The 11,755-nt window shown below is 72.5% G+C and carries 9 protein-coding genes; 4 read left to right on the plus strand and 5 right to left on the minus strand.

The features are described from left to right. Positions 1-7 precede the first annotated feature (7 nt). Together DCI01S_RS10045 and DCI01S_RS10050 are read right to left on the minus strand one after the other, a co-directional pair. Entirely contained in the window at positions 8-709 is a 702-nt protein-coding gene (locus tag DCI01S_RS10045; protein WP_061229082.1) for a LuxR C-terminal-related transcriptional regulator, read from the minus strand. Further along, positions 706-2,115 (minus strand): ATP-binding protein, encoded by a 1,410-nt coding sequence (locus DCI01S_RS10050; RefSeq protein ID WP_082767737.1) that lies wholly within the window; start codon positions 2,113-2,115, stop codon positions 706-708. The genes DCI01S_RS10045 and DCI01S_RS10050 overlap by 4 nt, the downstream gene beginning before the upstream one ends. A 122-nt stretch (positions 2,116-2,237) precedes the next feature. Here DCI01S_RS10050 and DCI01S_RS10055 point away from each other — a divergent pair, with 122 nt between their 5' ends. The 3 genes from DCI01S_RS10055 (at position 2,238) to DCI01S_RS10065 (ending at position 4,979) form a co-directional block, all read left to right on the plus strand. Next, on the plus strand, positions 2,238-3,530 hold the full coding sequence (locus DCI01S_RS10055) for a PspC domain-containing protein (RefSeq protein WP_061229084.1): 1,293 nt from the start codon (positions 2,238-2,240) through the stop codon (positions 3,528-3,530). Next, the gene (locus DCI01S_RS10060; RefSeq protein WP_061229085.1) at positions 3,527-3,967 is read left to right on the plus strand and encodes a hypothetical protein; all 441 of its coding nucleotides are present in this window, start codon (positions 3,527-3,529) and stop codon (positions 3,965-3,967) included. The genes DCI01S_RS10055 and DCI01S_RS10060 overlap by 4 nt, the downstream gene beginning before the upstream one ends. Positions 3,968-4,145: 178 nt before the next feature. Next, a complete protein-coding gene (locus DCI01S_RS10065) occupies positions 4,146-4,979 on the plus strand; it encodes a hypothetical protein (protein ID WP_243699696.1) in 834 nt (277 codons plus the stop codon). 478 nt (positions 4,980-5,457) lie between these two features. Here DCI01S_RS10065 and guaA read toward each other — a convergent pair whose 3' ends face one another. Then, the gene (gene guaA, locus DCI01S_RS10070) at positions 5,458-7,062 is read right to left on the minus strand and encodes a glutamine-hydrolyzing GMP synthase (RefSeq protein ID WP_274532675.1); all 1,605 of its coding nucleotides are present in this window, start codon (positions 7,060-7,062) and stop codon (positions 5,458-5,460) included. Positions 7,063-7,186: 124 nt separating this feature from the next. On the opposite strand from guaA, the gene DCI01S_RS10075 reads away from it, so the two are divergent. Then, entirely contained in the window at positions 7,187-8,662 is a 1,476-nt protein-coding gene (locus DCI01S_RS10075) for a WS/DGAT/MGAT family O-acyltransferase (RefSeq protein ID WP_061229086.1), read from the plus strand. Here the strand turns inward: DCI01S_RS10075 and DCI01S_RS10080 are convergent. Together DCI01S_RS10080 and DCI01S_RS10085 are read right to left on the minus strand one after the other, a co-directional pair. Beyond that, the gene (locus tag DCI01S_RS10080) at positions 8,634-10,421 is read right to left on the minus strand and encodes a GMC family oxidoreductase (protein ID WP_061229087.1); all 1,788 of its coding nucleotides are present in this window, start codon (positions 10,419-10,421) and stop codon (positions 8,634-8,636) included. The two genes, DCI01S_RS10075 and DCI01S_RS10080, sit on opposite strands and share 29 nt — an antisense overlap. A gap of 190 nt (positions 10,422-10,611) precedes the next feature. Further along, the gene (locus tag DCI01S_RS10085) at positions 10,612-11,751 is read right to left on the minus strand and encodes a GuaB3 family IMP dehydrogenase-related protein (RefSeq protein WP_061229088.1); all 1,140 of its coding nucleotides are present in this window, start codon (positions 11,749-11,751) and stop codon (positions 10,612-10,614) included. Positions 11,752-11,755 lie beyond the last annotated feature (4 nt).

Genomic DNA, 11,755 nt, shown 5'->3' on the forward strand with positions numbered 1-11,755 from the left:
CGGCCGCTCAGTCCAGGTGCCGCGACTGCGCCCAGCGGGTCAGGGCGTGCCGGTTGGACTGCTGCGTCTTGCGCAGGACGTTGGAGGCGTGGGTCTCCACGGTCTTGACCGAGATGAACAGCTCCTCGGCGATCTCCCGATAGGTGTAACCGCGGGCCAGCAGCCGCAGGACCTCCTTCTCGCGCGGGGTGAGAGAGTCGACCTCGGGATCGTGGACGGGTTCGCCGCGTTCCTCGGGGCCGGGCGCGGCGCGGGCGAAGGCGTCCAGCACGAATCCAGCCAGACGCGGGGAGAACACGGCGTCCCCGTCGGCCACCCGGCGGACCGCGTCGGCGAGGTCGTCGCCGGTGATGGTCTTGGTGACGTAACCGCGGGCGCCGGCCCGAATCACGGCGATCACGTCCTCGGCGGCGTCGGAGACGCTCAGCGCGAGGAAGGTCGGCTCCGGGGCGCGGGCGGGATCGGCGACGCCACCCGGGTCCGCGCCCAGCACCGACCGCAGCACGGCCACGCCGCCACCGTCGGGCATGTGCACGTCGAGAAGCACCACGTCGGGGCGCACCCGACCGATGCCGGCGACGGCCTCCCCCACCGACCCGGCCTCGCCGACCACCTCGATCGCCGACTGCCCGGCGAGTTCGGCGCGGACGCCGCTGCGGAACACCGCATGGTCGTCCACGAGGAACACACGACACGGCCCGTCCGTCATTCACCCTCCAGCGGCATCTCGATCCCGATCTCGGTCCCCCGCCCGAGCGTACTGCGCACCCGCACGGTGCCCCCGCGACTCTCCACACGATGTCGGATGGATTGCGCCAGGCCGTGCCGGTCACCGTCCACGGCGTCGGGGTCGAAGCCCCGGCCGCGGTCGCGAACGAACGCGCTGAGGACGCGCCCGTCGTTCTCGACGAACACGTCGGCGGTGTCGACCCCCGCGTGCTTGGCGACGTTGACCAGCGCCTCGCGGACGGCGCCCAGCACGGCGTCCTCGGCATCGCCGACCGGGCCGTCGCCGCCCACCACGACCTGGTCGACCCGCAGACCGTAGACGTCCTCGACGTCGCCGATCATCACCTCGACCGCCCCGGCCACCGTCGCGGCGCCGGAGGACATCCGGGAGCCGGCGCCGAACAGCCACTGCCGCAGTTCGCGTTCCTGCCGGCGGGCGAGGCGCGCCACCTGCGCGGGGTCGTCGGAGCGCTTCTGGATGAGGGCCAGGGTCTGCAGGACGGAGTCGTGCAGGTGGGAGGCGATGTCGCTGCGTTCGGCCTCGCGGATCCGCGCCGCGCGTTCCTCCTCCAGCGACCGCCACAGGCGCAGGCCCACGGGGACGCTGAGGAGCCCCACGCCGACGAGCGTCGCCACGACCGCCAGGAGGGACGACCGCAGGGCGGCGTGCTCGACCTGGCCGAGCACGACGACCGCGAGACCGACGACGACGAGGGTGGCCCCTGCCGTGACCCTGGCCCAGTCGAAGACGGAGCGTGGAGACCCTCTTCCGCCGCCGTCGTACTGCTGCCAGACCAGCCCGGCACCCAGGGCCACGATCACGACGGGCACGATGACGTGCAGTCCCGTCGCGGTGGTCACCATGAACGACAGCACCGAACCCACGACTCCCAGGACGGCCAGCGCCACGCCGCGCCTTCGCTCGCGGTGGTCCGGCACGGCCGACCCCGAGGACGCGGGGGCCGACGAGGTGGCGGGAGCCGACGGGCCGGGAGACGACTGCGCGGGGGTCGACGACGTGAACGCCCACAACGCCGCGTAGAGCGCCACCCCGGCGCCGGACAGCGTGGCCAGCAGGACCATCACCACCCGAACGTGCGTGACCCGCACGCCCAGGTGCTCGGCCAACCCCGTGCACACCCCGGAGACCACGGACCCGTCAGGGACGCGGGTCAGCCGCGGGTACCAGCGGAAGCCGGCCGGCTGCGCGACGGGCGGACGCGACGGCAACCCCGGGCCGGGTGACTCTGGCCGGTCTGCGGTGGCCGCCGCCGGACCGGGGAGCGCCGGCCGGTCCGCACTGGCCGGCGCCGGGCCGGACGCCGAGCCGGACGCCGGGCCGGACGCCGAGCCGGACACCGGGCCGGTCGTCGCGTTCTCACTCATGTCCGCCATCGTCACAGATCCACCCCGGGGTCGCATCGGGGTGTGACCCCGAGATTCCGGGGGTCCGGATCTCAGGGTCGGTCCCCGATGTGCCGGGCCCGCCGGCCGAGCACGATAGGGGCATGTCCAGCACCAGCACCCACGACGTCCCGTCAGAGCTCCGCTCCCTGTGGCGGACACGGCCCGTCCGGACCCCGGACGACTCACGGATCGCCGGCGTCTGCGGAGGCTTCGGCCGACGCTACGGCGTCGACCCGGTCCTGATCCGCATCGTCTTCGTGATCGCCACGCTCTGGGGCGGGGCCGGGGTGTTCCTCTACGCCCTGCTGTGGCTCCTCCTGCGGGCCGCCGGCGACGAGGTGTCCAGGGGGGAAGCGCTCCTCGGGAAGGGCCGGGCGTCCGGATCCAGGACGACATCGGTGCTCCTCGTCGTCGTCGCCCTCATCAGCGCCCCCACCTTCGGCGGTTCCGGAGGCACCTTCCTCGTGGGTGCCGGGTTCCTCATGGCGGCCGCGATGCTCGCCGGGTGGTACGGCCTGCACCGCCGCACCCCGACCCCACCGGCGGGGTGGGCGGAGGTCTCCTCCGTGCGGCCCGCCCCCGCGCACGACCGCGGCGGCGCGTCGACCCGCCCCGGCCCCTGGCGCGCGCCGGGGGCGGCCCCGGGCCCGGGCGTCGGCGCGGGCGCCCCCTACGGCCCGGCCTCCCACGGCCCGGTCCCCCACGGCCAGCCCGTCTACGGTCCGCCCGTCCCGCCCGCCTGGGACCCGCTCGGCGCGGCGCCCTTCGCGTGGGACCTGCCCGACCCCGCGGACGCGCCCCGTCCCGACCCCGAGCCGGCCACGCCCCGCTCGCGCCTGACCAAGGTCACCCTCGGGCTCGCGCTCATCGCCACGGCCGTCGCGATCGGCCTGTCCACCCTGGGCGGGATCACCTGGCTCGACTCCACGCGGATCGCGGCGATCGCCCTCGCCGTGGTGGCGGGCGGCCTGGTGGTGGGGGCGTTCACCCGACGCGGCCACGGGCTGCTCGTGGTGGCCGGCCCGCTCGTCGGGTTCGTCTTGCTGGCCTCGCTCGTCCAGCCCCACCTGCCCGAGGGCGGCTGGGAGGGCACCGGTGACCTGCGGGTCGACATCACCGAGCCCGCGCAGCTCGACACCCCGGTCGTCCACGAGCTGGGCTCGGTGACCGTCGACCTGCGGGAGATGGACCTCGACCGCGACCGCGACTTCAGCGTCCGCAACGACCTCGGCGGGGTGCGCGTCCTGCTGCCCGAGGACCTCGCCGTGGACCTCAGCTGCCACGCCGACCTCGGCTCCGTCGACTGCCCGGTCCCCACGCCCGGCGAGGTGCCCGGCCCCGTCCTCACGTTGGACGTCGCCACCGAGGCCGGGTCGATCACGGTGACGCGGTGACCGCCCCGGCCGGCGGCGACCGCGACTCCGGCGCGACGCCCGACGCCTACACCGGCGCGAAGCCCGGCGTCGACTCCCGGACCCGACCTAACCCAGACAGGAGCACCGACATGACCAGCCCAGGCCCCACCTCCGACACCGGCTTCCGCCCCGACCAGCCGCTGCACGACCCTCTCCCCTACGGCGCCGGGTTCTCGACCCCCGAGCCGCTCGGGTTCGGCGTCGCCCCCGAGCCCGCCCCGTCTCCGACCCGCGCTGTCGAGGTGACCGAGCGTCGGCGTGGCGGCTCCCCGGTCCTCGCCGTGGCGGGCCTGGCCTCGCTGGGCGTCGCGGTGTGGGCGATCCTCGGGGCACCGGTGATCACCCCGACGCTGCTGCTGGCCGCCGGGCTCGTCCTGGCTGTGCTCGTGGGACTGATGATGGTCCTGCGGCGCTGACCTCGTCGACGGCGTATCCCGCGGCCGCCCCGTGCACCGCGTGCGCCGCACCCGACGCGCCCTGCATCGGCCGCCCTCGCCACCCGGGGGCGGCCGATCGCCGTGGTCGGGTTGCTGCCGTGGTCGGGTTGCCGCCGCGGTCGGGTTGCCGCCGCGGTCGGGTTGTTACGGTCGGCGCATGTCCGCAAGCTCAGACCCGCCCCCGGCCGGAGACGCAGGGTCGACCGCTCCCGCCACTCCTGCCGGTGCCGGCGCGACAGAGCCCGCCACTCCTGCCGGTGCCGGCGAGCCGATCGTCGACCGGGTCTGGGAGCTGCGGCGGCGGGCCGAGAAGCAGAGCACGTGGCAGCGGCCGGCGCTGGGGGTGTTCTTCGCGCTCGTGTTCGCGATGATCGCCAATCCCGACCTGCTGCCGGGCGGATTAGCAACAGCTCTCACTACTCTCGTCGGTGTGACGGCGGTCGCGGTGATCGGGATCGTCCTCTGGGCCCGCCGGGCGAGCTTCCGCGGGCACAGCGGGAGCGCCGAAGTCCCGGCGGCCCCCGGGCACCGCTGGTGGCGAAGCCCCGCCCTCGCCGGACCCGCCATGTACACCCTGATCTTCCTCGGCAGCCTGATCGACCTGTTCGACCACTGGCCGGTCATCTTCGCCACCGCGGTGGTGGTGGGGTGCCTGACCGCGCTCTCGCTGCCCCGCTACGAGACCGCCGACCACATCCACGGCACCCGGCTCGAGAAACCGCCCACGCTGACGGCCGATGCCGCGGCCGCTGTCACGGACGGGCGGCTGTCGCCGGATGTGCTCGAGCTGCTGGTTCTCCAGCATCACACCGCCGAGCGACGCATCCCCTGGTGCGCCGGTGTCCTCGGCACCGATGCCGACGACATCCGCCGCCGCATCAGCCGGGGACGGCGCTGGCTCGAACTGCCGGCAACCGAGGTCCACGCCCCCGCCACCGCGAACTGGGTCCGCCTCACCCCAGCCGGCCGCGAGGCGCTCGGCTACATCTGAGGCTGACTTCGCGGCGGGACGGGCCGACCGTCGCCTGTTGGCTCGGTGGTCTCGCGCCTGCATGAGCGCTCGCGACCTGCCGACAGCCGCTGATCGGCCTGGCGTCTCGCTCCCGCGTCTGCGCACGCGGAAGACAGCCGCACGTGAACATGGCGTCTCGCGCGCTCTTCGGTGTGGGCGAGACGCCATCGCGAGGGGCGGCTGCGAATCGAGCCGGGCAGGCGCGGGAGCGAGACGCCATCGCGAGGAGCGGCTGCCAAACGAGGCGGGCACGCACGGGAGCAAGACGCCATCGCGAGGAGCGGCTGCGAATCGAGCCGGGCAGGCGCGGGAGCGAGACGCCATCGCTAGGAGCGGCTGCGTAGCTCGGTGCGACGAGGCGGTTTCGTGGCTCGGCGCTGTGTGAGAAAGAGCGGCTGCGCTTGAGGCGGGCACGCGCGGAGCCGGGCAGAGCGGGGCTCGGCTCAGCGGGTGGCGCTCACTCCCACTCGATGGTCCCCGGCGGCTTACTGGTCACGTCCAACACGACGCGGTTGACGTCCGGCACCTCGTTGGTGATGCGATTGGAGATCAACGCGAGCGTCTCGTACGGCACCCGCGTCCAGTCGGCCGTCATCGCGTCCTCGGAACTCACCGGACGCAGCACGATCGGGTGACCGTAGGTGCGGCCGTCGCCCTGCACGCCCACCGAACGCACGTCGGCGAGCAGCACGACCGGGCACTGCCACACCGAGGCGTCCAGGCCCGCGGCCGTCATCTCCTCGCGCACGATCGCGTCCGCCGCCCGCAGCGTGGCCAGCCGGTCGCGGTCCACGGCGCCGACGATGCGGATCGCCAGGCCGGGGCCGGGGAACGGGTGGCGGCTGACGATCGTCTCGGGCAGACCGAGTGCCCGGCCCACCGCGCGGACCTCGTCCTTGAACAGCAGCCGCAGCGGCTCCACGAGCGTGAACTCCACGTCGTCCGGCAGGCCGCCCACGTTGTGGTGGCTCTTGATGTTGGCGGTACCCGACCCGCCACCGGACTCCACCACGTCCGGGTACAGCGTGCCCTGGACGAGGAAGTCCACCGACCCGCCGTCCTCGCCCTGGAGCTCGAGCGCCTGCGTGACCGCCCGCTCGAAGGACCGGATGAACTCACGGCCGATGATCTTGCGCTTGGCCTCCGGATCGGTCACCCCGTCGAGGTGCCCCAGGAAGACGTCGGACTCGTCCAGCGTGATGAGGCGGGCGCCCGTGGCGGCCACGAAGTCGTTCTCCACCTGCTCGCGCTCGCCCGCGCGCAGCAGACCGTGGTCGACGAACACACACGTGAGGCGATCACCGATCGCCCGCTGGACCAACGCCGCCGCGACCGCCGAGTCGACACCACCGGACAGTCCGCAGATCGCGCGCCCGTCCCCGATCTGCTCGCGGACCGCCTCGACCAACTGGTCGGCGATATTCGCCGCCGTCCACGTCGGCTCGAGCCCCGCGACCTCGGTGAGGAAGCGGCTCAGCACCTGCTGGCCGTGCGGCGAGTGCAGCACCTCCGGGTGGTACTGCACGCCGGCCATCCGCCGCTCCGGGTTCTCGAACGCCGCCACCGGGGCGCCCGGCGAGGACGCGGTGACCTCGAAGCCGTCCGGGGCGGCGGTGACCGCGTCCCCGTGGCTCATCCACACCGGATGGTGCTCCGGCAGGCCCGCGTGCAGCACGCCACCCGAGACGGACACGTCGGTGCGCCCGTACTCGCGGTTCCCCGTGTGCGCGACCTCGCCGCCCAACGCACCGGCCATCGCCTGGAAGCCGTAGCAGATGCCGAACACCGGCAGCCCCAGCTCGAACACCGCCGGGTCGATCGACGGCGCGTCCTCGGAGTAGACACTGGCCGGCCCGCCCGACAGCACCAGCGCGACCGGGTCCTTCTCGCGGATCTCCTCCACGGACGCGGTGTGCGGGATCACCTCGGAATAGATGCGTGCCTCGCGCACCCGCCGCGCGATGAGCTGCGCGTACTGGGCACCGAAGTCCACGACGAGCACGGGACGGGGCGCCACCGCCTCGGCGGTGATCTGGGAGTCGGTCTGTGCGTTCTCGGCCACGGCGTCGAGTCTAGGCCCCACGGTCCGTGCGCCGAACTCCACCACATCCCCCGCACAGGGGTTAACAATGAACTCCCACCACGGCCCCGGCCCGGCGACGGGCTCACAGAGCGGGAGATCACTCATGGAACGGATGACCGGGTTCGACGCGAGCCTGCTGTACCTCGAGACCGCCCAGCAGCCCCTCGTCGTGGGCGCGGTCCTGTTCATCGACGTGTCCGACCTCGAGGTCGCCTACTCCTTCGGCCGACTCCGCACCGAGCTCGGCCGCCGGATCAAGGAACTCCCCGAGCTGCGGCGCAAGATCTACGACTCCCCGCTCAACCTCGGCCATCCCGCCTGGGTCGAGGAATACGACCTCGACGTCTCCGCCCACGTCCGCCGCGTCGACGTCGACGAACCAGGCGACGAACGTGCCGTGTTCGAGATGTGCGGCACCCTCGGCAGCCGCCCGCTCGACCGCACCCGACCCCTGTGGGAGATGTGGATCCTCGAGGGGCTCGCCGAACCCGACACCGTCGCCGTCTACTTCCGCGCCCACCACGCCGTCCTCGACGGGGCCAACGGCGCCGACATCCTGCTCAAACTCAGCCGGGCCGGACAACCCGACTCACCCCGCGACCTCGACATGGTGCGCGTCGAGGCCGGCAGCGGCAACCCCATCCGGCTCCTCGCCGGCGGTCTGTGGGACTTCGCCGTACGACGCCCGCTGACCCTGGCACGGCTCATCCCCGAGGTCCTGACCCTGCCCCTCGCACTGCACACGCCCCCGTCCACGGAGACACCCGACGAGCCCGCCCCCGACGACGACAGCCCGGAGGACGGGAACGAGGACCTCGTCGTCGTCCCCAGAGCCGCGCCGTTCACCGCACCGCGTACCCGGTTCAACGCCACGATCACCCCGCACCGAGCCGTGTGGGGCACCTCCCTTGACCTCGACGAGATCGCCGAGGTCAAGGACGCCTTCGGCGTCACCGTCAACGACGTCTACCTCACGGCGGTCGGCGGCGGGCTACGCCGCTACCTCCGCGCCCACGACGACCTGCCCGACCCATCGCTCATCGCGGTGGTGCCCGTCTCCACCCGCGACGCCGACGGCGCCCGCGGCCACAACCGCGTCACCGTCCTGTTCGCGTCCCTCGGCACCGACATCGCCGACCCCCTCGACCGACTGCGCGCCATCTCCGCCCGCACCAGCCGGGGCAAGAAGCAGACCAGGAACGGGATGCGGCCCGACCTCATCCAGGACGTCGCCGAACTCGCCCCCGCCAGCACACTGCAACTGCTCATGCGGATCTACGGCGACTTCCACCTCGCAGACCTGCACCCCGTCGTGCACAACCTGGTGGTCTCCAACATCCCCGGCCCCGACGAGGAACTCGACTTCCTCGGCGGACGGGTCACCCGCATGTATCCGCTCGGCCCGCTCATGCACGGCTCCGGGCTGTCCGTCACCGCCATGTCCGTCGACGGGCAGCTCGACGTGGGCATCAACGCCTGCGAGCACCTCGTCCCCGACCCCGACCTGGTGGCCACCGGGATCCGCGAGGCGATGGACCACCTGCTCGAGCTCACCCGCGAGCAGGCGCCCCGCCGCTAGAGACCTCGACGATCGGCAGCCGCAGCGCACCCGGCGCGTCCTCGGGCACCACCGGGCGCACCGGCTTCACCGGGGACAGGCGGCGGTAGGACTCCCCCTGCGCCGGCCGGGGGTCCGCCTCGCCCTTGTTGGGCCACAGCGACATCGCCCGCTCCGCCTGGGCGGTGATGCTCAGTGCGGGGTTGACGCCGAGGTTCGCCGAGATCGCGGAACCGTCCACGATGTGCATCGTCGGGTAGTTCCACACCCGGTGGTACGGGTCCACGACACCCGTCTCCGGCGAGTCCGAGATCACGCAGCCGCCGAGGAAGTGCGCGGTGAGCGGGATGTTGGCGATCTCGCCCCACGTACCCCCGGCCAGCCCGCCGATCTCCTCGGCGATCTTGCGGGTCGCCTCGTTGCCGGCCGGGATCCACGTCGGGTTGGGCTCGCCGTGCCCCTGCTTGCTGGTGACGTAGCGGAACGGCCCGACACGCTTGACGTACGTCTGCAGCGAGTTGTCCAGGTTCTGCATGACCAGCGCGATCACCGACCGCTGGCTCCAGCGGCGCAGGTTGAACAGCTGGAGGAAGACCTTCGGGTCGCGCCGGACCTCGTTGAGGAGGACGCGCCACCGCGGGAGCGGGCCGTCACCGTCCGTGAGGAGGGTCTGCAGGATGGCGATGGCGTTGGAGCCCTTGCCGTAGCGGACCGGTTCGATGTGGGTGTCCGAGCGGGGATGGAACGACGACGTGATGGCCACGCCCTCGGAGAAGTCCTGCTCCGGCTTGTAGTTCGGACGCATCGCCCCGAGGATGGCCTCCGAGTTCGTTCGGGTCAGCCTGCCGAGGGCGTCCGAGAGCCGGGGCAACGAGCCCGAGTCCTTGGCGTAGTGGAGCAGGTGCTGGGTCCCCCAGGTGCCGGCGGCCACGACGACCTGCTGGGCGGTCGTGGTCGTGGTGCGCTTGCCGAGCCGGGTCCACGCACCGGTCCGCTCGAGCGTGACCTCCCACGTCCCGTCGGCGCGCTCGCGGAGGTCGCTGACCGTCGTGCGGTCCAGGATCCGGGCACCCGCGCGCTCGGCCAGGGCGAGGTAGTTCTTCATGAGCGTGTTCTTGGCGTTGTGACGGCACCCCGTCATGCACTCACCGCACTCGATGCACGCGTTGCGGTCCGGCCCGACCCCACCGAAGTACGGATCCGGCACCCTCTCGCCGGGCTTGCCCTGGCCCCCGGTCTTCTCGCCGAAGAACACGCCGACCGGGGTGTAGACGAAGGTGTCCTCCGCGCCCATGTCGCGGGCGACCTTCTTCATGACCTCGTCCGAGTGGGTGTGCGTGGGGTTGGTGACCACGCCGAGCATGCGGCGGCCCTGGTCGTAGAACGGCGTGAGCTCGTCCTCCCAGTCCGTGATGTGGCCCCACTGACGGTCCTTGAAGAACTGGCCGGTCGGCTTGTAGAGCGTGTTGGCGTAGTTGAGCGAGCCGCCCCCCACGCCCGCGCCGGCGAGGATCATCACATCGCGCATCATGTGGACCCGCTGGATACCGAACAGCTTGAGCTTGGGCGCCCACACGTACTTGTGGAGACGCCACGACGTCTTGGGCAGGTCGGCGTCCTCGAAGCGACGACCGGCCTCGACCACCGTGACGCGGTAGCCCTTCTCCGTCAGCCGCAGGGCCGTCACGCTGCCGCCGAAGCCTGATCCGATCACGAGGACATCGGTGTCCGTCGCCGCGGAGGGGGCGTGGGACGGGGTCGACTGCGTGTGTGCCGTCATGATGCAACTCCCGGGAGTGGTCGATGTTGTGGGTCACAGTACCTGAGCACGGCTAACTTACCCGACAGTAGCCCGCGGTTTGTCCAGAGGGCGGACACGGGCGTTGCGCGGCTGACAGGGGCACCCGCCGGAACGGCCGCGCACCCGGGCCCTGGCGGGCTTCCGGGTGCGCGGACTGGAGACGGATGGGTCAGGGACGGACGGACAGGTCCACCTTCTGGAAACCCTTGACATCGGAGTACCCGCACTTGGCCATGGCCCGTCGCAGCGCCCCCATGAGGTTGCGGGTGCCGTCGGGGACGCTGGTCGGCCCCTCGAGGACCTCGACGAGCGGCGCCAGGGCGGTCTCGTCCTCCACCTCGGCGACGTGCCCCCGCGGGACCTTGGGGTGCGCGGAGACGGAGTTCCAGTACACCCCGCGGCCCGGGGCCTCGAGCGCCCCGGCCAGCAGCGGGCCCAACACGACCGCGTCCGCACCGCACGCGACCGCGCGCGCGATGTCGCCGGAGGTGTAGATGTCACCGTCGGCCAGCACGTGCACGTAGCGACCACCGGTCTCGTCCAGGTAGTCGCGGCGGGCCGCGGCCGCATCGGCGATCGCGGTGGCCATGTGGACCTCCATGCCGAGCACCGGCCCGGTGGTGGTGACGCCGTCGGCGCCGCCATAGCCCACGATCACGCCGGCGGCACCGGTGCGCATGAGATGCAGGGCGGTCTTGTAGTCCACCACGCCGCCGGCGATCACCGGCACGTCGAGTCCGCCGATGAAGTCCTTGAGGTTGAGCGGGGCGTCCTCACCACTGACGTGCTCGGCCGAGATGATGGTGCCCTGCACGACCAGCAGGTCGATCCCGGCCGCGACCAGACCCGGCGTGAGTTCGCGCGCGTGCTGCGGCGAGACCCGCACGGCCACGGTCGCGCCCTCGTCGCGGATACGCTGCACCGACGCGGCGAGCAGCTCGCGGTCGATCGGCGCACGGTGCAGCTCCTGCAGGCGGGCGACCGCGCGGTGCCCGGTCAGGTCCTCCAGGGCGAGCTCACGCAGCTCGTCGATCACCGCCTCGGGATCCGCGTGACGGGCCCAGAGACCTTCTCCGTTGAGCACGGCGAGACCGCCGAGCCTGGAGAACTCGACGGCCGAGGACGGGGACACCACCGCGTCCGTCGGATGCGTCATCACGGGGATGTCCATCTGGTAGGCGTCGATCTGCCAGGAGGTCGACACCTCCTTGGAACTCCGGGTCCGGCGGGACGGGACGATGTCCACCTCGCCGAGCCCGTACATCCGACGGGCCTCGCGGCCCAGGCCGATCTCCACGACGTTGCGCACGCGC

The organism is Dietzia cinnamea NBRC 102147 (assembly GCF_001571065.1).
Lineage (GTDB): Bacteria > Actinomycetota > Actinomycetes > Mycobacteriales > Mycobacteriaceae > Dietzia > Dietzia cinnamea.

Bases quoted from the DNA above. Each gene is read 5' to 3' on its own strand.
- DCI01S_RS10045 (WP_061229082.1), bottom strand. From the start codon at position 709: ATGACGGACGGGCCGTGTCGTGTGTTCCTCGTGGACGACCATGCGGTG.
- DCI01S_RS10050 (WP_082767737.1), bottom strand. From the start codon at position 2,115: ATGAGTGAGAACGCGACGACCGGCCCGGTGTCCGGCTCGGCGTCCGGC.
- DCI01S_RS10055 (WP_061229084.1), top strand. From the start codon at position 2,238: ATGTCCAGCACCAGCACCCACGACGTCCCGTCAGAGCTCCGCTCCCTG.
- DCI01S_RS10065 (WP_243699696.1), top strand. From the start codon at position 4,146: ATGTCCGCAAGCTCAGACCCGCCCCCGGCCGGAGACGCAGGGTCGACC.
- DCI01S_RS10075 (WP_061229086.1), top strand. From the start codon at position 7,187: ATGGAACGGATGACCGGGTTCGACGCGAGCCTGCTGTACCTCGAGACC.
- DCI01S_RS10080 (WP_061229087.1), bottom strand. From the start codon at position 10,421: ATGACGGCACACACGCAGTCGACCCCGTCCCACGCCCCCTCCGCGGCG.